Here is a 19901-nt window from a genome sequence, read left to right as displayed (position 1 = left end):
CCCGGACGACCCCAACGCGGCCAACGACACGTCGACCGCACACTGCGGCAGCCTCACCGGACTCATCATCACCTGCTAGTGCTCGGAAGGAAGAAACGCCATGCGCGCTCTCTCAAGAAGAACTCTTGCCACACTCGGTGTGGCCGCACTCGCCATAGCGGGCCTGACGGCGACGTCGGCGTCGGCTCACGGCGCCGTACCCGTCACGACGACGGCGTCGGCACCGAGCGGTGACATCTCCATCAACGTTTCGGACACAGTCCTGGACCCGGGCTTCCCCGTCACCGATTTGGAGACGTCGTTCACCAACACGACGGGCTCGGAGATCTCGTCCAGTCTCGTCATCGTCGCGCCTCCAGCGGTGAACTTCACTCTCACAGGGTGCGGTACCACGGGCCTACCGCCGACGTGCAGCCAGGCGGGCAACGAGGTGACCTTGGAGGTGTCGATCCCCGCCGGCGAGAGCGGAACGATCTCTGTCGGGCTGTACGTCTTTCCCACCACACCCGACGGGACCTACCCGATGACCCTCACCGGTGCCGTCGATGGCACGGCCGTCACTTTCAGTCCTGCCGTCTCCCTGACCGTCGGCCCGCCGCCCGCTGATCTCGAGGTCGCTCTGGACGCAACGGCGGGCCCGTTGCTGGGCTCGCAGATCACCTACGACCTGGACGTGTCGAACGCGGGCCCGGGGGACGCGACGGCGTCCAGCGTGGAGATCGACCTGCCGCACAAGGTGTACTCCGTGTCCAACCTGCCCGCCGCGTGCGCCTACGACTCCTCCACCGACGTGGTCACCTGCGACACCGGAGCGATCACCAACGGCGACACGAGTTCGCTGTCGTTCAAGGCCAACATCGCGCTGCTGTCCATCGGATCACTGAACGCGACCGCGACCCGCGTCACCTCCAGCCCGGACGACCCCAACCCGGCCAACGACACCTCCACCGCACACTGCGGCAGCCTGACCGGACTCATCATCACCTGCTGACCAAGATGTGCTCACCGCTCCCGCCCAGTCGTGCGGTGCGCCGACCGGGCGGGAGCGAACCACGGACGGCTCTTCACCGGGCATCTCACCCGAAGCCCCGGGGCCCGCGAACACGAGGCACATGGACGATCTCCACGCCTCACGTCGCCCCTACATCTCCACCTCCGGCGCCACCAGCATTGCGGCGTGCCTGACCGGGCTCGCCGACCGCCTCCCGAAGAGGAGCTCGATATGTTCAACAGTCTGCCTCAATCCCTCGGCGCTGCCAGCGCGCTCGCACTGGCCGTGGTCGGACTCGTCTCCGTGGCACCGTCGGCAACGGCCGCAGACCCTGCCACCGTCTCCTATAACACGAACGTGGGAACGATTCGCGCCGAGTTCTCGGACACCACGTTGTCGGCCGGAGACGCATTCACCGTTGCGGTCACGCTGATCAACTACGAGGGCCCTGCGCGGCTCAGCCTGAACCTCGACGTCCCGGAAGCTGGCGGCATCCCACTCTTCGTCTTCGACGGCTGCATCGACGAATCCGAGGCGGTCGAGACCTGCGGGATCACGGCGGGGCCCGACGGTGGCGTGATCGTGGCAGGGAGCCCGCCCGTCGATACTCGGGCCACAGCGACGGTGGAGCTCCGAGTCAACAACGCGGCGCCCGCTGGCACCTATCCGATCACGGGACTGGGGATCGCTGAGAGGCCTGGCCTGCCCAACATCGCGGGCCAGCTCGGCCCGGCCACCCCGTTCACCGTGACGGCACCGGCGGAGGCGGATCTGGGTGTCGCTCTGGACGCGACGGCGGGTCCGCTGCTCGGTTCACAGATCACCTACGACCTGGACGTGTCGAACACGGGCCCGGGGGACGCGACGGCGTCCAGCGTGGAGATCGACCTGCCGCACAAGGTGTACTCCGTGTCCAACCTGCCCGCCGCGTGCGCCTACGACTCGTCCACCGACGTCGTCACCTGCGACACCGGGGCCGTCACCAACGGCGACACCAGCTCGCTGTCGTTCAAGGCCAACATCGCCCTGCTGGCCATCGGCTCACTGAACGCGACCGCCACCCGCGTCTCGTCCAGCCCCGACGACCCCAACCCGGCCAACGACACCTCCACCGCACACTGCGGCAGCCTCACCGGCCTCATCATCACCTGCTGACCGGGTGCCGACCAATCTTTGTCTCCGAAGGAGTAGACCCATGCGTTCTCCCACTTCACGCCGGTTTGTCGGCAGAACCGTCGTCGCCGTCCTGGCGGCGGCCACGCTTGCCACCAGCACGCTTCCTGCCTCGGCCTCCGACCCGGCGTCGACGAGCGTGACGGTCGCCACCGGCAGCGCCACGTTCAGCTTCTCGGACACCGTCGTGTCTCAGGGCGACGACGTGTCGCTCACCATGGAGTACACCAACTCCACGAACGCGACGATCTACGCCTCCGGCGGGCTGTACGCCTACACCGACGAGCTGACCGCCATCTTCGACCTGAACTCCTGCACGGTCGACGACCCGTCCGGGGACTGCGACTCCCTCCTGGACGGCATCGCCCTGCGCGGCCGCACCGACGTCCCGCCCTCGGGCACCGAGACCGTGGAGTTCGACCTCCAGGTCCGCTCCGACGCCGCACCCGGAACCTACGAGATCGAGCCCGACGTCGGTCTCGGGACGTCGTTCAGCAGCAACTTCACCCCCGTCATCACGATCACCGTCCTCGAGCCTGCGGCCGACCTCGACGTCGGCCTGTCCGCGACTGGCTCGCTGCTCACCTCGCAGATCTCCTACACGCTCAAGGTGAGCAACGACGGCCCTGCCGCTGCCACAGCGTCCACGGTCGACGTGGCCCTGCCCGCTCAGACAGGTTCGGTCTCAGGCCTGCCCGCCACCTGCACCTACAGCTCGGCGACCGACGTCGTCACCTGCGAGACCGGAGCGATCGCGTCAGGCGACACCGTCACCAGGAACTTCAAGGCGAACGTCGTCCTGCTCTCGCACGGCTCGCTCACGGCCACGGCGAGCCGGGTCTCGTCCAGCCCGAGCGATCCGAACGCCGCCAACGACACCGCGACGAAGACCTGCCAGAACCTTCTCGGAGTCGTCATCACCTGCTGAGGGGGCAAGCACGCTGCCCGGTGCGGCAGCGTGCTTGCCAGCCGCTCGGCCAGCCGGCCGCGTTCGAGTGCGGCCCGCGCGTCGGTACTCGCCGACCATCACCGAACAGTCTCGCCACCTGCACGCGTCGGCTCAGGTCGAGCTCGTGCCCTCTCACCAGGAGCAGCAAATGTCCACCAGACAGCGAAGAGTCCTGACCGCGATGAGTTTTCTCATCCTGGCTGCAACAGGCTTCGCCGTGGCAGCCCAGCCGGCAGCGGCCGCCCCGGCCAGCACGACCTATGACGGTCCCTCGATGTCCGCCGTGATGACGATCTCCGACAGCGAGGTCCTGCCCGGCGAGTCGTTCACAATCCAGATCGACGTCACCAGCAAGCTGGCCAGCGCTGGCACCGCCAGCATCCGGATGTTCGCAGCGCCTCCGAACACGACGATTCTGGATCTCGACTGCGGTGCGACCACCGGGGTCTCGTCGTGCACCCAGGACCAGAGCAACCCACCGCAAACCGACTACACGGTCGAGATCCCCGTGGCGGGCGGAGCGACCGAGTCGGCGACACTCCACTACGACGTGCGGGAGGACGTGGTCGCCCCGACGACCAAGCAGCTGGTGTTCGAGGTGGGCATCACCGGTGGTTCCGGAGGCTATGGGGCAGTCCTCCCGCTGACCGTCGAGTCGGTGCCGCAGGAGGCGGATCTCGCCGTCGACCTTCAGGCCGCCGCTGGACCGTTGCTTGCTTCCCAGATCACCTACCAGCTCACCGTCGCGAACACTGGCCCGGATGAGGCGACGGCCTCGAGCGTCGAGTTCGCGCTTCCTCACAAGGTGTACTCGGTGTCGAACCTGCCCGCGGGATGCTCGTACGCGTCTTCGACGGATATCGTCGTCTGCGACGTGGGAGCGATCGCCAGTGGTGATGAGGCGTCGAGGTCTTTCAAGGCGAACATCGCTCTGCTGGCCATCGGGTCACTCAACGCGACCGCGACGCGCGTGTCGTCGAGCCCGTCCGACCCCAACCCGGCCAACGACACGTCCTCTGCGCACTGCGCCAGCCTCACCGGGGTGATCATCACCTGCTGAGTCCAGCACGACGGACCGCGGTCGCGAGGTGCCAGACTGACCTCTGACCGCATCGGGCCTGCCCTCGATCGCGTCGACGATCGGGGGCAGGCCCTCGTCGATGGGCTCGGCGTCATCGGGTACCTGGTCGATGGTGTCGTGACGCGGCGCCCGGCCACCGTCCTGGACGGACGGTGCAGGCAGTCAGTTGCGGGCCGGGTGCGGGTCAGCCAGGGCGGAGGCGTACCAGTCCACGTCCTCGGGCACCCGCTGCGCGGGAAGTGACAGTCTGACCGCGGGCGGCGAGGCCGTCCAGAGTTTGGTGGTGCTGAACCACGAATCGTGGGCGACGAGGTCGATCTGGGCACGAGTGATGCCCAACGGCGCCAGGGCGATCGCGGCCTCACCAGCCCCCAACGCACATGTCGGGGTCTCGGTCCCGGCATGTGCGAACACGGGTCCCGCCAGGCTGCGGACGCTGGTGGGACGTGGCTCCGCCACGTGGTAGACGCCCGCGGCGAGATCGTCAACCGCGGTTCGCGCGACCAAGGCCCCCAGCCGATCACGCCCGATGCACGACAGCGGCGCGTCCGGGTTGCCGACCCACGCACCCAGGCGCCGCACCGCGGCGATGAGGGGCGCGAGAAACCAACGATCACCGCGTCCGTGGACGAGATGCGGCCTGAGGACGGTACCGCCGGCGTCGAGGACGTAGCGTTCGGCCAGGAGACGGCTGGAGGACAAGGCCGACCTCGGACGCTCGGGCCGCTCGTTCTCCGCCCGACCGTTCAGATCACCGCCGTACACCCCCGCCGTCGAGAGGTGCACGATGCGGCGGACACCGGCCCGACGCGCGACCTCGACAACGCGGGCGGTACCTTCGACGTTGACCGACTGCTGGAGCGTCGGATCGTCGCCGACGTAGCTCGCCGCGTGGACGAGGATCTGCGCCCCGGCACACAGGTCCTCGAGCGCACCGCGGTCGTCGAGCGTGCCTTGAACCGTCCGCGCCGGGGCGTCTACCCGCCCCGCCTCACGGACGAGCACCGCCGTCTCGGCCGCTGCGGACAGATGGCGCACCACGGCGGAGCCGATGAACCCCGTCGCGCCAGTCAACGCCACGCGAGAAATCCTGGCCCCGGACTGGTCCGCGTCGGGGTACTGTGCCATTCGGCGCCCTCGAATCTGTGGGAGAGGTGGACACATGGACATCAGGGAACCCCAGCAACAGCGAGGCTTCGAGCGGCGGGCTGCGGTGCTGGAGGGCGCGGCGAGCGTCTTCGAGCAGTATGGCTACGGGCAGTCGTCGCTCAAGCTGATCACGCAGTCCTCCGGCGCCACGACCGGCTCCGTGTACTTCTACTTCCCGACGAAGGAATCGATCGCCCTCGCGGTGATCGAGGAGCAGAACGCGCGAACTCTCGCAGGCTTTGGGGAGATCATCGCCCGGCACCGGGGCATGGACGTGCTGTTCCGCGCGTCGCGTGCGGTGGCTGATGCCCTGCTGACGGACGTCGTCGTCCGCGCGGGGATCCGGCTCTCCCTCGAACAGGGGACGCTGGCCGTTCCCACCGCGGAGTTCTACCGCCGCTGGATCGATGGTCTGATCGCACCGCTGCAGGACGCGGTCGACGTCGGTGACGTGGTCACGAGCATCCCGCTGCCGGACCTCGCCGAGACCCTGATTCCCTACTTCACCGGTGTTCACGTCGTGTCTGACGTGCTCAGCGGTCGCGCGGACCTGTACCGGCGTCTGCGGACCATGTGGCACCTGGTCGTGCACAGCATCGGGGCGGCCGATCGGCAGGAGCGGCTTCTGGCCCGGGTGGACGACCTGTTCGACCGTTCTCAGCCGGGAGCACGTCTTCATCCCGGTGTGTCGGCGTAGGCGGCCTTGCCGGCCATCGTCGTGCCGAACATCCCTTCACAACGGACGGACAACGCGTGAAGCACGTCGTCCCCGCGCACGACGTCCTGACGGTCGGTGATCCGCATCCGAGGTTGCGCCCAGGCCGGCCGCGCAGGATCAGACGTCGAGAAGGTGATGGTCCGTAGCCACAGGTTGCCGGACCGGTCCCGCGTGACCCCGTCGATCAGACTCACGAGCATCTGCAGCATCTGCCCGGCGAACACCAGGCAGTCCACCAGGGAGGCAGCCGTGCCCGTGCCGCTCTCGATGCCGTCGTGGACCACCTGAGGGCCGACCTCCGTGTAGCACTTCAAACTTGCTGCGGTCGCGTCGGCGTCGAGGATGCGTCCGACATGGTCGGTCTCGCGGAAGCCGTGCGTGTAGAGGGTCGGGCCGATCGTGCCGACCCGGCGACGAGCGGGGATCCCCACCTCGGGGTGGCAGACCACCGCGGTGACCGTGAAGGTCCCGACCTTGATCAGATAGTCGCTGCGTCGCCTGTCGTCCGGGTCCACCGCCCACCGGCACGACACCGGGACCTCGTCGAGGGCACTGACCGGATGGGCTCCGGTGCGGACGGCGAACTCGGCGAACCACGCGTCCCGGAGCTCGTCGCGGTTCAGGCCGAGGGCGCGGGTGAGGGCCATCTCCGCAGCGTGAGCGCCGAGGACGATGGCGTCTGCGGTGCTGAGATGAGGCACGCGAGACACTCCCGGTTTGTGGGACCAGTCGGCGGGGTACGAGACACCAGCCACACCGGCAAGGAGCCCGCCGTCGTCCTCTTCTGGCCGCAAGGGCGGCAGGTGATATCGGGTCCTCCGGTACCCGGCGCCGAAGTAACGACTGCTCCTCGGGCCGAGGACGGCGTCGAACGTCTGGCCGCTCGTCGGACGAGCCGGCACCGTGTGCGACATCAGATCTCCTTCGAGCCGGTCAGGCAGCGCAGGACCCAGGTCCCCAGCATCCGACAGGAGAGCGAACGATGCGAGCCGGACGAGGCACGGGTGCGGGTGAAAAGCGAACGTCCTGCTTGTGCATCGCCCCTGGTCGCCGGGTGGGCAAGAGCGTGGTGAGCGAATCTGGAGGCCGGATGTCGATCGAACGACCTTGTCATTATCGCGCCGGCTCGCCTCACGGCCCGGCGGCCCCACCGGCGCCCCCGCCACGAACCGGGAGGGACGGCGATCCTGTCCCTGACGTCGGGTCAGGGCATCCGGCCACCGGTGATGTAGTCGGTCAGCTGGTCCCGCTCGGCCTGCACCTCGGCCATCCGGCGCTTGACGACGTCGCCGATGCTCACGATCCCGACCAGCCGGCCGTCGTGCAGGACGGGCACGTGCCGGATCCGGCGTTCGGTCATCGCCACCATGAGGTCGTCGAGCGGCGTCTCCGGTGCGCAGCCGTGGACGTCGACCGTCATGATCCGTGACACCGGTTCGTCGAGCACGCCGTCGCCCTCGGCGTGCAGGCGCCGGACCACGTCGCGCTCGCTGACGATGCCGTCGACGTGCACGCCGTCGTCCGACACGACGACGGCACCGATCCGGTGCTCGGCGAGCAGCGCGAGCAGGTCCCGCACACTCGCTCGCGACGTGGTGGTGACGACCTCGTCGCCCTTGTGGCGCAACATCTCCGTCACTCGCATCTCAGACCTCCGTCCGGTGCGCGCCAGGACATCGTCGTCCCGGCCTGCACCTTCGACGCTACGGGCATCCGGCCGCACACGCCCCCCGCGAGAGGGACGGCGCATCGCTGGTCAGCGACCGACCGTCCGGAACCCACAGTTGCCGGCGGTCGAGTCCGGGGTGTTGCCCGTCCGCGCGGCCACGCGATAGCGGTGGCAGTAGGAGTCGTGACAGAGGTACGAACCACCCCGGGTCACGCGGCGCAGCGGCGCGGCCGTCACGCCGTCGTCGGCGAGTCCAAGGTGTCGGCGACCACCGTCATCGACCCGTGCACCCTGGTCAGGGCGCGCAGCGCGGAAGACGTCCTCGCACCACTCCCAGACGTTGCCCGCGACGTCGTAGAGGCCGTAGCCGTTGGGCGGGTAGGTAGCGACGGGCGAGGTGGCGAGCCACCCGTCCTCTGCGGTGTTCCGGGTCGGGAACCGCCCCTGCCAGATGTTGCACATCCATCGTCCACCGGGAGTCAACTCGTCGCCCCAGGCGAACCGCGCGCCGACGAGCCCGCCACGTGCGGCGACCTCCCACTGCGCCTCGGTCGGCAACGAGCACCCCGCCCATCCGGCATAGGCCCGCGCGTCGGCCCAGCTCACGTGGACCACCGGGTGCTCCGCCAGATCGTCGATGCCGCTCGTCGGCCCGTACGGGTGTCGCCAGTCGGCTCCACGCACCCGGAGCCACCAGGGCGCCGCGCCGGACCGCCCCACCACATCCTCGGGCCGCGCCGCGACGGCCAGGTGGAACACGGCGGAGTCGCCATAGCGTTCCGCGTCCGTCTGGTGGCCCGTCGCCTCGACGAAGGCGCCGAACTGCGCGTTGGTCACGGGGGTGGCGTCGATGTCGAAGCCTTCGACGGCCACCTCGAACGTCGGGGACTCCCCGTCGGCCGGGTACCCCTCGTCGAAGTGGTCCCCGAGCCGATACCTCCCGCCAGGGACGTTCACGTGCTCCGTCACGGCCATGCAGCCCTCCTGGATGTTGACACCACCGCGGCAAGCAGGCTATAACACTTCACACATAGGTGCAGTTGCACATAGTCGTTCTCGCACCTATCACCGACCGGAAGAGACCGATGAAGCTCACCCACCTTCTCCTGGGGCTGCTCGCCCACCGCCCCCACCACGGATACGACCTGATGCGCTGGTTCGACGTCGAGGGCAAGTTCCTCCGGTCGAACCTCCACCACTCGCAGGTCTACCGAGAGCTCCGCGCCATGGAGTCACGCGGGCTCGTGGACTCCGCGATCCACCCCAGCAACGGCCGCCCCGACGCGAAGGTCTACCGGATCACCGACGCCGGCCACCAGGAGCTGTTGTCGTGGGTCCGGTCGCCCTACGAACCGTCGAGCCGCTACCAGGACGCCGACTTCTCCGCCCGGCTGATGTTCACGGTCCCTCTCGACGTCCGCGCCGCGCTCGACGTCGTCGAGACGGAGCTGACCTACCGCCGCAAGCAGGTCGGTGAGAACCGGAGCCGTCAGCGTGGGCTGCCGGCCGACGGCACGCTCACAGACCTCGACCCCGCGCGCAGCGAGTGGGTCGGCGAGGCGCTGCACCGTCAGGGGATGCAGGCGGTGGACGCCTGGATCGAGTGGCTCGAGCAGATGCGCACCGAGATCCGCGCGATGGTCGACGACCCGTCCACCGTCGCCGACGCCGAGAAGGAGGACCAGGCATGAGAGCGATCATGGTGATGTTCGACAGCCTCAACCGCCAGATGCTGCCGCCCTACGGCGCGGACTGGGTGCACGCCCCCAACTTCCGGCGGCTCGCCGACCGGACCGCCACTTTCGACAACTGCTACGGCGGTTCCATGCCCTGCATGCCCGCCCGCCGGGAGATGCACACCGCACGGCACAACTTCCTGCACCGATCGTGGGGCCCCCTCGAGCCGTTCGACGACTCGGTCCCGGCGATGCTCTCCGCCGCCGGTGTGCACACCCATCTGGCCACCGACCACCAGCACTACTGGGAGGACGGCGGCGCCACCTACCACACGCGCTACAGCACGTTCGAGATGTTCCGCGGCCAGGAGGGCGACCCGTGGAAGGGTCAGGTCGCCGATCCGCAGATCCCCGAGTCGGCAGGCACGACCGCGCGGCTCAAGCCGAACCTCTGGCGTCAGGACTGGGTCAACCGATCCCACCTCACCGACGAGGCCGACCACCCCCAGACGCGCACCTTCGACGCCGGGGTGGAGTTCATCGAGACCAACAAGGATCAGGACGACTGGTTCCTGCAGATCGAGACGTTCGACCCGCACGAGCCCTTCTTCAGCTACGCCCAGTACAAGCGGCACTACGACACCGGTTACGACGGCCCGCACTTCGACTGGCCGTCCTACAGCCAGGTCACGGAGGACGCGGACGTCGTCGAGCACGGCCGCGCCGAGTACGCCGCGCTGCTGAGCATGTGCGACCACTCGCTGGGGCGGGTGCTCGACCTCATGGACGAGCACGACCTGTGGGACGACACCCTGCTGATCGTCAACACCGATCACGGATTCATGCTCGGCGAGCACGGCTGGTGGGGCAAGAACATCCAGCCCTGGTACGACGAGACGATCCACACCCCGCTCTTCATCTGGGACCCCCGGACCGGCGTCGCCGGCGAACGCCGGGAATCCCTGGTGCAGACCATCGACTTCGGGCCGACACTGCTCGACTTCTTCGGCGTGACACCCACGCCAGACATGCAGGGGCGGCCGCTCACCGACGTCGTCGCCCGCGACGAACCGATCCGCACCGCCGGCCTGTTCGGCATCTTCGGCGGTCACGTCTGCGTCTCGGACGGACGCTACGTCTACATGCGGGCCTCGACGACGGCGCAGAACGGCCCCCTGTTCGAGTACACCCTCATGCCGACCCGCATGAACGGTTTCTTCGGAGCCGGAGAGCTCGGTGCCGCCGAGCACGTGGACGGGTTCTCCTTCACCAAGGGGACCAAGGTCCTGCGCACCCCCGCACAGTCGTTCGTCACGCCCTACGTCTTCGGCACCCAGCTGTTCGACCTGACCGAGGACCCGCACCAGACGCGGCCGTTGCGGGACGAGGCGCTCGAGCTGCGGATGGCGACGATGCTGCGCGACCTCCTGGCCGACTCCGACGCGCCTCAGGAGCAGTTCGTCCGCCTGGGGCTGCCGCCGACCGGCCCGTTGTCGACCGAGCACCTGCTCGTCGAGCAGCAGTGGCCTCTCCTCCAGGCCTCCCTCCAACCGGGAGCACGCGCCGAGGACTTCGGCACCGCCGGTCTGCAGCTGGACCTCACGCTGGGCTCACTGCTCCAGGACGAGTCCACCCGTGCGGTGCTGGCGCAGCACGCGCCCATGCTCACCGCGCCACCGCTCACCGACTACGTCGCCGATCTCTCGCTGCTGGAGATCGCGGCGTCGCTGGTCGGGCTCCTGCCCCGGCCCCTCCTGGCGGCTCTCGCCACAGCCCTGGAGTCGGCACGGGACGCGACCGTCCCGACCGCCGGCTGACCGCCTACCCACCTGCAGCACGGAGCCTTCCCAGGTTCCACCTCGCGCCGCACAACGACCGTGCGGCATGCCACGAAGGAGTGACGATGACCCAACCCACCCTGAGGACCGGCCCGGCGACGTCGACCGACGCCGCAGCCCCCACCGACGACACGTCCGGAGGTGGCCCGGTGGTGCCCCGACGCAAGACCAACCTCGCCCTGCTCGGTGGCTCGATGGCCACCGACGGCGGCGAGGGCAGCATCATGACCACGCTGTTCCCGGTGATCCAGGCTTCCCTGGGCCTGGCGACCAGCGCGCTGGGCATCCTCGCGGCGACCGGGCGCATCGTCGGCGCCGTGGCCGGGCCGGCCTGGGTGCTCGTCGCCCGCAAGACCGGCCGCAAGGGTGCCCTGGCGCTGGCCACGGGGTTCTGGGGCCTGTGGGGTGTGGCTGCCGGGTTCTCGCAGAACTTCACCCAGCTCCTGGTGCTCTACGCGATCATGGCGATGGGGCCGGTCGCCGCCCACACGTTCGTTCCCGCCGTCATCGGCGACTCCTTCGAGGAGAAGCGTCGCGGGCGCGTCGTCGGCTGGGTCTACGGGGGCGTCACCGCCACCAGCTCGCTGCTGGCGCCGTTGATCGGCCAGCTCGCGAACATCGAGAACGGTTGGCGCTACGGCTTCTTCGCCTTCGGTGCGGTCAACGTGCTCTTCGGTGTGCTCATCCTGGCCTTCTACAAGGATCCGGGTGTCGGATCCGGGGAGGCCCAGCTGCGCGAGTTCGACCAGAAGGCGCGCGACGCCGAGCAGACGGTCACGTGGGACAAGGTGAAGTCCCTGCTGAAGATCCCCAGCTTCGTCGTGCTCCTCGGCAGCCGGCTGCTGTCCAGCCACCTGCTGCTGGCCAGCTTCGGCGTCGTGCTGCTGGTGCAGGAGTACGGCTTCGACACGGCCGTGGCCGCCACGGTGATGGCTCCGTTCGGCTTCGGCTACCTCGCCGGTACGTTCCTCGGCGGGATCCTCTCGGACGCGCTGCACAAGGTCAGCCCGAACTACGGCCGGGTGGCGTTCCTGCAGGCTGCGCAGCTCGCCTACGCCGTCATCGCGTTCTTCGCGACCCAGTTCGCCTACGGCGGCATCGCGCCGTACCTGGTCCTCTTCGCCCTGGTCGGAGCGGCCATGGGGGTGAACCCGGGCGTCAACCGACCCCTGGTGATGTCCGTGACGCCGCCCGAGCTGCGACCGGCCGCCTTCGCGATCTTCGTCTCCATCGCCGAGTCCGTCGGCTTCGCGATCTACACCCTCACCGCCGGGTTCCTCGCCGAGGCGATCGGGATGCGCGCGACGATGCTCTGGCTGGTCGTCGGCATCATGACGCTCAACGCGGTCTACCTCACGCTGCTGTACAAGCCGTTCCGGCGGGACCGCGACGCGCTCGGCCGAGAGCTCGAGCGGCGCCACGAACGCCTCGCCGCCTCCTCCGGCAGCTGACCCCACCACCGACCGCGCGAGACCACGGCACGTCGATCACGGAGCAGGACATGACCGACCCACGACTCCCACGCAGCGTCTACCGGAGCGGCGACGAGCCCGACCCTCGGTTCTCCCTCGCCAACGAACGCACCTTCCTGGCCTGGATCCGTACCGCGCTCGCCTTTCTGGCCGGTGCCGTCGCGCTCGAGGCCCTCGCCACTCCGCTGCACCCACCGCTGCGACTCGCCGCTGCGTTGATCCTGGTGGCGACGGCGATCGCGCTCGTCGTCGAGGCCTGGGTCGGCTGGACGCGCACCGAGCGCGCGATGCGGCACGGACGGCCGCTGCCACCGCCGGTGTCCGCGCTGCCCGCGGCCGTCGGCCTGCTGGCGGCCGCGGTCCTGGTCGCCATGGGCCTCGTGCTCGGCACGCCGGCGTGAAGCCACCCTGGGACCAGGGCCTCCAGCCCGAGCGCACCGAGCTGGCGTGGCGCCGCACCGTCCTGGCCACCACCGCCGGTACGGCGGTCGCGGCACGCTATCTCGGGGCGAGTCAGCCGGTGCTGGGTCTGGTCCTTCCCTTGCTGGCCCTGCTCGGCGGTCTCGCGATGCTGCGCACGTCCACGGTCCGGTTCCGCCGACTCACGGACGCCCTGCACACCGCAGGCCCCGCACCGACCGTCCCCGTGATGCCCGGCGGCGGGATGCTCGCCGTCGTCACGGTGGCGGCTCTGCTGATCGCCGTCGTCTCCGCCGTCTTCGTCATCACCCACGCGGTGTCCTGACCCGCCCAGGAGCTCCGAGCGAGCCGGCATCGACCGGACCTCGTGGGGGACGGTCCGGGCGCGGTCGGCGCACGGTTCCGTCCCTGGACGCCGAGGCCGGTCCGGGACCTTCGGCCCTCGGCCACGGGTCATTGGCACCTGGGACGGCCAGATTCCCCGTGGTGTGCTGGCCGCAGAAGGAGATGAGCACCATGGACGAGACCTGGACCCGTGGGATCGTCGTCGGGGTCGACGGCTCACCGGAGAGCTACCACGCGTTCGACTGGGCTCGAGCAGCCGCCGCCCGGCACCACGTCCCGCTCACCATCTCGCACGCCGAGGCGGTGCCCGTCGGCCCGGTCACCCCGGTGCCCGCCTACGAGATCGAGACGCTGCAGGACGCGACGCAACGGATCCTGAGCAGCGCGCTCGACAGGATCGATCACGCCGACCGCGTATCGGTGCACGTCGACGCGGTCCCGTCGGTCGGGGCTCCCGCCCCCGCGCTCCTGCACGCCTCGCGGGACGTTGATCTGGTGGTCGTCGGACGTCGCGGGACCGACGTCACCCGGCACATCCTCGGCTCCGTCTCGGCGACCGTGGCCGCCCACGCCCGCGGGCCGGCCGCCGTCGTGCCCACCGGGGCCCGCACCGGCGACCCGGAGCGGGTCGTCGTCGGCATCGGGTTCGACGACGACCCCGCCGCCCCCCTCGACCTCGCGTTCGCCGAGGCCCGCGCCGCCGGCTGCCCCGTGGTGCTGTTGCACACCGTCCAACAATCCACGCGGGTGGCGCGCGAGGCAGGAGCGGGACGCATGGAGGACGTCGAGGCCGCGTTGCAGGGCCTCGCCCACCGGTGGAAGGAGCTGGTGCCCGACGTCGAGTGCCGTCAGGAGGTCCGCACGGGCAGTCCCGTCGACGCCCTGCTCGAGCACGTCACGCCGTCGGACCTGCTGGTCCTCGGCGGGCACCGCCACCCCCGCTTCGTCGGCAGGCTGCTCGGGTCGGTACCGGACGTGCTCCTCGGCGACGCGCCGTGCGTGGTGGCCGTGGCGCACACCGCCCGCCCGCACGCCGCGACGGACTGAGGCCGGTCGTGCGGGCCTGGGCCACCGGGGACGAGCCTGGCGGCATCACCCTGACCGAGCTCCCCGACCCGGAGCCCGCGGCGGACGAGGTGCTCGTCCGCGTCGAGGCCTCGGGTGTGTGCCGCACCGACCTGCACGTCGTGGACCGGGAGCTGGCGGTGCACCGAGGGCACGTCGTGCCCGGCCACCAGGTCGTCGGGACCGTCGAGGCCACCGGGTCCGCGGTCCGCCGGCTGCGTCCCGGCGAACGCGTCGGCGTCGCCTGGCTGCGCCGCACCTGCGGGGCCTGCCGCTGGTGCCGCGAGGGCCGCGAGAACCTCTGCCCGGACGCGGAGTTCACCGGGTGGGACGCCGACGGCGGGTTCGCGGAGCGGACCACCGTGCCGGAGGCCTTCGCCTACCCCCTCACCCCCGACCACGACCCGGTGACCACGGCACCGTTGCTGTGCGCCGGGATCATCGGATATCGCGCTCTGACCAGGGCGAACCTGCCACCCGGCGGCCGGCTCGGCATCTACGGGTTCGGGTCCAGCGCCCACCTCACCGCGCAGGTGGCGGCGGCCCGAGGGGCCGAGCTGTTCGTCATGACGCGCGGGCAGCACCACCGCGAGCTCGCCCGGCGCTCCGGGGCGCGGTTCGTCGGTGGGGCGACCGACGTCCCGCCGGTCCTCGTCGACGCCGCCATCGTCTTCGCGCCGGCCGGCGAGCTCGTCCCGTACGCGCTGCGGGCCACCGACCGGGGCGGCACCGTCGTGCTGGCCGGGATCCACATGAGCGACATCCCGTCCATGGCCTACGACCGCCACCTCTTCGAGGAGCGCGACCTGCGCACCGTCACCGCCAACACCCGGGCCGACGGGGCGGAGCTCCTGCGCCTGGCGACCACCCTGCAGCTGGCACCGACCGTGACGCGGTACCCGTTCACCGCTGCCGACGCCGCCCTCGACGACCTGCGCGCCGGCCGGGTGGCAGGGTCCCTCGTCCTCGTGCCGGACTGACGACGTCGGCCGGCAGGGACGGCACCGGGGAGGGAGTGGGCGTCACGCCCGCTGGAGGAGCTCCTCGGCCCGGAGAGCCACTCTCTCGCCCCACTCGCGGGCCCGGTCGCGCTCGTACGGCAACAGCGGACCCTCGACGCCGGCGACGTAGAACGACGCGCCGCGGTCCACCACGCGGTGCCCGTTGTGGCGCAGTGCTCGCGCTGCGGAGTGGGCCGCAGAACCGGGCAGGTGGCGGACGTTGTCCGCCCGGGTGTCGAAGGTGGCGTACAGCTGCATCGACCGAGCCGGCGCCAGCCGATCGATGAACTCCCGGATCCCCGCCTGGTCGACCGGCCGGTCGCCCAGGCGTTCCATGGCGTCGCGCCGCGTCTGGGGCCGGCTCATGGCGAACGCGTGCGTCGGCCCACCGATGACGACCAGATCCTCACCGTCCGTCCCGTGGTCGTCCAGGCAGGTGACAGAGCACACGCGCACCGGCATGTGCGTGGCGATCCCGTCTCCCACGGAGCGCGCCACCAGGGCCGTGTTGCCGAAGCAGGACTCGTAGACCACCAGTGCGGACATCTCGATCCACTCCTCTCGCCGCCGGCACCGTCAGCCGGCCCCGACCGCCGGGCCGCTCACCGGCATGACGATCCGGGTGCGCCAGGTGTCAGGGTCCGGGTCCGACTCGGGTCCGGACTCGTAGTACTCCCACGACTCGTCCAACGGCTGGAGGTCGTGGTCCACCATCCAGGCCTCGAGGCGTCCATAGGTCTCCGGCAGGCCGTCGTAGGCGCCGACGTGGACGGTCTCCACCACCCGCGCCTCGGGCAGGACGCCGGACACGGGCGTGCCCGGACCGGCGTCGGGGACGCTGAGCTCAGCGGGCTCCGCCAGCGGGAACCCGACCTCGACGTCGAACCCTCCGGACATCGCACCGCGGTAGCGGGCGTACGGTGGCCCGGCCGGCTGCCGGCCGCCACGCTCCAGCGCCGCGGCCACCAGCGGCACGACCCGGGCGAACAACGCGGGCAGGTCGTCCCGCCGGGCCAGCTGACGAACACCGAAGGTGGGCTGCTCCAAGGACTCGATGAGCCGGATCTCGTGTCCCTCGTCCATCGTGCTGAACCTCCCCGGCGGTCATCGACGCGCCCGACCGACGACCGCTGGATCCACGATCGCGCCCCATCCCCGGTCCTGGACAGGGACCTTGGTCCCACGTCGAGCGGACGGAAGTCCCGCACGGCGCGGACCGGACAGCCGACACCCGGTGCCGACGGTGGCCGGCAGGGCGATGATCACGGGGCGGGCGTGGCGGCGACCAGCGCCTCGGCCGTCAGTCCAGCAGGACCTTCTCGCCCGGGCGAGGAACCACAGCGAGGCAACCCACCTCGTCACGGACGCGGTCGGCCAGGGCGGCCGAGGCGTGCGCCTCACCGTGGACGACGTAGACGACCTCGGGCGGTTCCGACATCCGCCCCAACCAGTCGATCAGCTCGCTCGCGTCCGCGTGGACGGAGAACTCCTGGTCCTCGACGATCTCCGCCTTGACCGGTATGTACCGGCCCATCATCTTCACCTCGTGCGCGCCGTCGTGCAGCATCCTGCCTCGGGTGCCGATCGCCTGATAGCCGGTCAGGACGACACAGTTCCTTCGGTCCGGGAGCAGATGGCGCAGGTGATGGACCACCCGGCCGCCGGACGCCATGCCGGAGGCGGAGACGATGATGCACGGCTGGCGCGGTGAGTTGAGCGCCATCGACTCCTCCGGGGTGCGCGCCGCGTGCAGCGAGGGAAGGTCGACGAACTTCGCCAGACCCGGGCGGAGCTCCCCCGCGACCTCGGCGCGGTCGTACACCTCGAGGGCGGCCAGCGCCATCGGGCTGTCGACGAACACCGGGACCGGAGGAATCCGCCCGTCGCGGACCATCCCCGACAGGGCGTGCAGGACCAGCTCCGTGCGGTCCACGGCGAACGCCGGCACGAGCACCACCCCACCTCGCCGGATCGTGCGCCGCACGGCGTCCGCGAACGCCGCATGGGACCGGGGTGGGTCGTGGTGCTCCCGGTCCCCGTAGGTGGACTCGATCACCACGGCGCGCGCCGACGGCGGGTCCGCGCGGGGGCGCAGCACCGGGTGCTCCGTGCGGCCGAGATCCCCCGAGAACAGGACCTGGGCCGGCCCGACGCGCGCGAGCACGCTGGCCGAACCCAGGACATGACCGGCTCGGACCAGCCGGACGGCGGACCCGGCACCCAGGTCGAGGTCGACGTCGAACGGCACGGTCGCGAAACGCCCGATCGCCCGCTCGGCGTCGGCGACGGTGTAGAGGGGCAGGGGTGGGTCGTGACGGGACCACCCGCCGCTCCGGGCGAGGTCCGCGTCGCGTTCCTGCAGGTTCGCGCTGTCCCGCAGGACGATCGCGGTGAGCGCCGCCGTCCCCTCGGTCATCCGTATCGATCCCTCGTAGCCGTCGCGGACGAGGGCGGGGAGAAAACCGCAGTGGTCCAGGTGGCAGTGCGTCAGCACCACGTCGTCGATGGTCCGGGGTGGAACCGGGAAGGGGTCCCAGTTCTTGCGTCTCCACCTCCGCTCGCCCTGGTAGAGACCGCAGTCGACCAGGAGACGACGATCGCCCGAGTCGATCAGGAAACGGCTCCCGGTGACGGTTCCCGCGCCACCGAGGAACGTCAACGACACCGCGTCACTCATCGGGCCCCCTCGGACCCCATCGTCCGCCGCACGGGGGTGAGCGCAGTAGGGCCGAACGTCCCGGCACCGTGCGCGGACCTGGGGACGATCGCGCCCGAGACGACCCGGACGGCGGCCTTGGCGGCCTCGCCCTCGGCGACCAAGGGCGCGACCGCCAGCCGGCAGTGGTCGTCGATGACCCGGTGGGCCCGGCTCACTTCCCGCTGTACACCGGGAACACGCTGGAGTCGCCGTAGTCGCGGTCGTGCAGATCGCGCAGCGTCGCCATGTCGTGGTCGGAGATGACGAAGTCGACCTGCGCGTTGGACCGCATGTGGTCCGGGTTCGCCGTCTTCGGCAGGGACACAGCGCCCAGCTGCAGCGTGTAGCGGATGCAGAGCTGCGGCACCGTCACGCTGTACGTCTCGGCCATCGCCTGGACGTCGGGGTTGTTCAGGATCTCGCCGTGGGCGATCGGCGAGTAGGCCTCGACCACGATGCCCTTGCTCTCGCAGTAGTCGAGCAGCTCGGTCGGCGTGTTGCCGGCGTGGACGAGCAGCTGGTTGACGTGCGGTGTGACGGTCGCGTTCTCGAGGAGGCTGTCGAGGTCGGACTGAAGGAAGTTCGACACTCCGATGGCGCGGACCTTGCCCGCCCGGTGCGCCTCTTCGAGGGCCTTCCAGGCCTGCCGGTTGCCGTCGGCGTAGTCACCGCCGCGGAAGTCCTCCCACGGCTGCGGGGCGTGGATGAGGAACAGATCGATGTAGTCCAGGCCCATCGTGGCCAGCGACCCGTCGATCGCGGCGACCGCACCGTCATAGTCCTTGATCTCCGCGGCGAGCTTGGTCGATACGAACAGGTCCTCGCGGGCGACGCCGGACGTGCGGATTCCTTCGCCGACGCCGCGTTCGTTGCCGTAGGCCTGGGCGGTGTCGATGTTCCGGTAGCCGATCTCGACCGCCGCGCGAACGGCTTCGGCGGCCTGGTCATCGTCGATGAACCAGGTGCCCAGCCCCAGCTTGGGGATCTCGACACCGCCGGACAGGGTGGAGGTCTCGTTCAGGATGCTCATGCGTGCTCTCCGTTCTTCGGCAGGCGCCCGTACACCTCGTCGGTGACCGGCTCGAGCCATTCGTTGCTGACGTCCTCGCCCGGGGTGATGAAGGCGACGTGGGAGAACCAGGAGTCGGCCTTCGCCCCGTGCCAGTGCTTCGTCCCGGCAGGGACCCTGATCACCGTTCCCGGCTCCAGGCTGACCGGCTCCTCGCCCTCGGCCTGGTACCAGCCGCTGCCGGCCGTGCACAGCAGGATCTGGTCCCCGCCGCCGTCGGTGCCGTGGTGGATGTGCCAGTTGTTGCGGCAGCCCGGTTCGAACGACACGTTGCTCACCGGGACGTTCCCGCCGGCCAGCGGGGCGAGGTAGCTCTGGCCGACGAAGTACTGCGCAAAGGCGTCGTTGGGCTCCCCGAGCGGGAAGATCTGATCGAACTCGTCGCTCATGTCGACTCCTTCTGTGTGACCTGGGTGGCCTTCACCAGGGACGCTGGTCCTCGGCCGGACGCGGCCGTGTGCCGCGGACTCCACGCTAGGACGGCGTCGAGCGCACAGGGAGACCCTGCTGGTACACCCCTGACCGGAGCACCCCGAGCGGTCGTGGCTACCGTAGAGACGGCGTCGGGGCCCGGGCCTCGGTCGCAC

21 protein-coding genes are annotated in these 19901 nt (G+C 70.2%); 12 read left to right on the top strand and 9 right to left on the bottom strand.

Going from position 1 to position 19901, the window contains the following annotated elements:
- The first annotated feature begins 100 nt into the window (after window positions 1–100).
- The 4 genes from ACIQLL_RS16480 to ACIQLL_RS16465 all read left to right on the top strand — a co-directional run bounded on the left by ACIQLL_RS16480 (window position 101) and on the right by ACIQLL_RS16465 (window position 4173).
- Complete coding sequence (locus ACIQLL_RS16480) at window positions 101–991, top strand: hypothetical protein (protein WP_402469471.1); 891 nt, start codon at window positions 101–103, stop codon at window positions 989–991.
- 231 nt (window positions 992–1222) lie between these two features.
- On the top strand, window positions 1223–2146 hold the full coding sequence (locus tag ACIQLL_RS16475) for a hypothetical protein (RefSeq protein ID WP_402469468.1): 924 nt from the start codon (window positions 1223–1225) through the stop codon (window positions 2144–2146).
- Window positions 2147–2186: 40 nt separating this feature from the next.
- Window positions 2187–3092, top strand: a complete 906-nt coding sequence (locus ACIQLL_RS16470) for a hypothetical protein (protein WP_402469465.1) — start codon at window positions 2187–2189, stop codon at window positions 3090–3092.
- Window positions 3093–3261: 169 nt separating this feature from the next.
- Window positions 3262–4173 carry a DUF11 domain-containing protein gene (locus tag ACIQLL_RS16465; RefSeq protein ID WP_402469462.1) on the top strand — a complete coding sequence of 304 codons (912 nt, stop codon included), beginning with the start codon at window positions 3262–3264 and terminating at the stop codon, window positions 4171–4173.
- Window positions 4174–4356: 183 nt separating this feature from the next.
- Here ACIQLL_RS16465 and ACIQLL_RS16460 read toward each other — a convergent pair whose 3' ends face one another.
- On the bottom strand, window positions 4357–5274 hold the full coding sequence (locus ACIQLL_RS16460) for an NAD-dependent epimerase/dehydratase family protein (RefSeq protein ID WP_402469459.1): 918 nt from the start codon (window positions 5272–5274) through the stop codon (window positions 4357–4359).
- 82 nt (window positions 5275–5356) lie between these two features.
- On the opposite strand from ACIQLL_RS16460, the gene ACIQLL_RS16455 reads away from it, so the two are divergent.
- Window positions 5357–6040, top strand: coding sequence for a ScbR family autoregulator-binding transcription factor (locus ACIQLL_RS16455; RefSeq protein WP_402469457.1), 684 nt, complete (start codon window positions 5357–5359; stop codon window positions 6038–6040).
- Here the strand turns inward: ACIQLL_RS16455 and ACIQLL_RS16450 are convergent.
- The 3 genes from ACIQLL_RS16450 to ACIQLL_RS16440 all read right to left on the bottom strand — a co-directional run bounded on the left by ACIQLL_RS16450 (window position 6019) and on the right by ACIQLL_RS16440 (window position 8705).
- On the bottom strand, window positions 6019–6975 hold the full coding sequence (locus ACIQLL_RS16450) for an AvrD family protein (protein ID WP_402469489.1): 957 nt from the start codon (window positions 6973–6975) through the stop codon (window positions 6019–6021). The two genes, ACIQLL_RS16455 and ACIQLL_RS16450, sit on opposite strands and share 22 nt — an antisense overlap.
- Before the next feature lie 290 nt (window positions 6976–7265).
- Entirely contained in the window at window positions 7266–7706 is a 441-nt protein-coding gene (locus ACIQLL_RS16445; RefSeq protein ID WP_402469455.1) for a CBS domain-containing protein, read from the bottom strand.
- 111 nt (window positions 7707–7817) lie between these two features.
- The gene (locus ACIQLL_RS16440) at window positions 7818–8705 is read right to left on the bottom strand and encodes a formylglycine-generating enzyme family protein (RefSeq protein ID WP_402469452.1); all 888 of its coding nucleotides are present in this window, start codon (window positions 8703–8705) and stop codon (window positions 7818–7820) included.
- A 110-nt stretch (window positions 8706–8815) separates the two neighbouring features.
- Between ACIQLL_RS16440 and ACIQLL_RS16435 the strand changes: the two genes are divergently transcribed.
- The 7 genes from ACIQLL_RS16435 (at window position 8816) to ACIQLL_RS16405 (ending at window position 15526) form a co-directional block, all read left to right on the top strand.
- Window positions 8816–9421: a PadR family transcriptional regulator gene (locus tag ACIQLL_RS16435; RefSeq protein WP_402469451.1), complete on the top strand. Its 606-nt coding sequence runs from the start codon at window positions 8816–8818 to the stop codon at window positions 9419–9421.
- A complete protein-coding gene (locus ACIQLL_RS16430) occupies window positions 9418–11223 on the top strand; it encodes a sulfatase (RefSeq protein ID WP_402469448.1) in 1806 nt (601 codons plus the stop codon). Before ACIQLL_RS16435 ends, ACIQLL_RS16430 begins: the two co-directional genes overlap by 4 nt.
- An 86-nt stretch (window positions 11224–11309) precedes the next feature.
- Entirely contained in the window at window positions 11310–12695 is a 1386-nt protein-coding gene (locus ACIQLL_RS16425; RefSeq protein WP_402469445.1) for an MFS transporter, read from the top strand.
- A 50-nt stretch (window positions 12696–12745) separates the two neighbouring features.
- Window positions 12746–13117 (top strand): YidH family protein, encoded by a 372-nt coding sequence (locus ACIQLL_RS16420; RefSeq protein ID WP_402469443.1) that lies wholly within the window; start codon window positions 12746–12748, stop codon window positions 13115–13117.
- Window positions 13114–13461, top strand: coding sequence for a DUF202 domain-containing protein (locus ACIQLL_RS16415; protein ID WP_402469440.1), 348 nt, complete (start codon window positions 13114–13116; stop codon window positions 13459–13461). The genes ACIQLL_RS16420 and ACIQLL_RS16415 overlap by 4 nt, the downstream gene beginning before the upstream one ends.
- 182 nt (window positions 13462–13643) lie before the next feature.
- On the top strand, window positions 13644–14528 hold the full coding sequence (locus ACIQLL_RS16410) for a universal stress protein (RefSeq protein ID WP_402469438.1): 885 nt from the start codon (window positions 13644–13646) through the stop codon (window positions 14526–14528).
- An 8-nt stretch (window positions 14529–14536) separates the two neighbouring features.
- Window positions 14537–15526 carry a zinc-dependent alcohol dehydrogenase family protein gene (locus tag ACIQLL_RS16405; protein ID WP_402469436.1) on the top strand — a complete coding sequence of 330 codons (990 nt, stop codon included), beginning with the start codon at window positions 14537–14539 and terminating at the stop codon, window positions 15524–15526.
- 42 nt (window positions 15527–15568) lie between these two features.
- Here ACIQLL_RS16405 and ACIQLL_RS16400 read toward each other — a convergent pair whose 3' ends face one another.
- The 5 genes from ACIQLL_RS16400 to ACIQLL_RS16380 all read right to left on the bottom strand — a co-directional run bounded on the left by ACIQLL_RS16400 (window position 15569) and on the right by ACIQLL_RS16380 (window position 19703).
- Window positions 15569–16093, bottom strand: coding sequence for a flavodoxin family protein (locus tag ACIQLL_RS16400; RefSeq protein WP_402469434.1), 525 nt, complete (start codon window positions 16091–16093; stop codon window positions 15569–15571).
- A gap of 30 nt (window positions 16094–16123) precedes the next feature.
- Entirely contained in the window at window positions 16124–16630 is a 507-nt protein-coding gene (locus ACIQLL_RS16395; RefSeq protein WP_402469432.1) for a GyrI-like domain-containing protein, read from the bottom strand.
- A gap of 217 nt (window positions 16631–16847) precedes the next feature.
- Window positions 16848–18224 (bottom strand): MBL fold metallo-hydrolase RNA specificity domain-containing protein, encoded by a 1377-nt coding sequence (locus ACIQLL_RS16390; protein ID WP_402469430.1) that lies wholly within the window; start codon window positions 18222–18224, stop codon window positions 16848–16850.
- A 193-nt stretch (window positions 18225–18417) separates the two neighbouring features.
- Entirely contained in the window at window positions 18418–19275 is an 858-nt protein-coding gene (locus ACIQLL_RS16385) for an aldo/keto reductase (protein WP_402469428.1), read from the bottom strand.
- Window positions 19272–19703, bottom strand: a complete 432-nt coding sequence (locus tag ACIQLL_RS16380) for a cupin domain-containing protein (protein WP_402469425.1) — start codon at window positions 19701–19703, stop codon at window positions 19272–19274. The genes ACIQLL_RS16385 and ACIQLL_RS16380 overlap by 4 nt, the downstream gene beginning before the upstream one ends.
- Window positions 19704–19901: the final 198 nt, after the last annotated feature.

The sequence above is a fragment of the Isoptericola aurantiacus genome, assembly GCF_044769875.1.
Lineage (GTDB): Bacteria > Actinomycetota > Actinomycetes > Actinomycetales > Cellulomonadaceae > Isoptericola > Isoptericola aurantiacus.
The sequence above is the reverse complement of the archived record's forward strand: the minus strand, read 5'-3'. Positions and strand labels throughout refer to the sequence as shown.

What these genes read in the sequence shown, in the direction of transcription:
- ACIQLL_RS16480 (WP_402469471.1), top strand. Translation starts at nt 101, where the DNA reads ATGCGCGCTCTCTCAAGAAGAACTCTTGCCACACTCGGTGTGGCCGCA.
- ACIQLL_RS16475 (WP_402469468.1), top strand. Translation starts at nt 1,223, where the DNA reads ATGTTCAACAGTCTGCCTCAATCCCTCGGCGCTGCCAGCGCGCTCGCA.
- ACIQLL_RS16470 (WP_402469465.1), top strand. Translation starts at nt 2,187, where the DNA reads ATGCGTTCTCCCACTTCACGCCGGTTTGTCGGCAGAACCGTCGTCGCC.
- ACIQLL_RS16465 (WP_402469462.1), top strand. Translation starts at nt 3,262, where the DNA reads ATGTCCACCAGACAGCGAAGAGTCCTGACCGCGATGAGTTTTCTCATC.
- ACIQLL_RS16455 (WP_402469457.1), top strand. Translation starts at nt 5,357, where the DNA reads ATGGACATCAGGGAACCCCAGCAACAGCGAGGCTTCGAGCGGCGGGCT.
- ACIQLL_RS16450 (WP_402469489.1), bottom strand. Translation starts at nt 6,975, where the DNA reads ATGTCGCACACGGTGCCGGCTCGTCCGACGAGCGGCCAGACGTTCGAC.
- ACIQLL_RS16445 (WP_402469455.1), bottom strand. Translation starts at nt 7,706, where the DNA reads ATGCGAGTGACGGAGATGTTGCGCCACAAGGGCGACGAGGTCGTCACC.
- ACIQLL_RS16440 (WP_402469452.1), bottom strand. Translation starts at nt 8,705, where the DNA reads ATGGCCGTGACGGAGCACGTGAACGTCCCTGGCGGGAGGTATCGGCTC.
- ACIQLL_RS16435 (WP_402469451.1), top strand. Translation starts at nt 8,816, where the DNA reads ATGAAGCTCACCCACCTTCTCCTGGGGCTGCTCGCCCACCGCCCCCAC.
- ACIQLL_RS16430 (WP_402469448.1), top strand. Translation starts at nt 9,418, where the DNA reads ATGAGAGCGATCATGGTGATGTTCGACAGCCTCAACCGCCAGATGCTG.
- ACIQLL_RS16425 (WP_402469445.1), top strand. Translation starts at nt 11,310, where the DNA reads ATGACCCAACCCACCCTGAGGACCGGCCCGGCGACGTCGACCGACGCC.
- ACIQLL_RS16420 (WP_402469443.1), top strand. Translation starts at nt 12,746, where the DNA reads ATGACCGACCCACGACTCCCACGCAGCGTCTACCGGAGCGGCGACGAG.
- ACIQLL_RS16410 (WP_402469438.1), top strand. Translation starts at nt 13,644, where the DNA reads ATGAGCACCATGGACGAGACCTGGACCCGTGGGATCGTCGTCGGGGTC.
- ACIQLL_RS16400 (WP_402469434.1), bottom strand. Translation starts at nt 16,093, where the DNA reads ATGTCCGCACTGGTGGTCTACGAGTCCTGCTTCGGCAACACGGCCCTG.
- ACIQLL_RS16395 (WP_402469432.1), bottom strand. Translation starts at nt 16,630, where the DNA reads ATGGACGAGGGACACGAGATCCGGCTCATCGAGTCCTTGGAGCAGCCC.
- ACIQLL_RS16390 (WP_402469430.1), bottom strand. Translation starts at nt 18,224, where the DNA reads ATGAGTGACGCGGTGTCGTTGACGTTCCTCGGTGGCGCGGGAACCGTC.
- ACIQLL_RS16385 (WP_402469428.1), bottom strand. Translation starts at nt 19,275, where the DNA reads ATGAGCATCCTGAACGAGACCTCCACCCTGTCCGGCGGTGTCGAGATC.
- ACIQLL_RS16380 (WP_402469425.1), bottom strand. Translation starts at nt 19,703, where the DNA reads ATGAGCGACGAGTTCGATCAGATCTTCCCGCTCGGGGAGCCCAACGAC.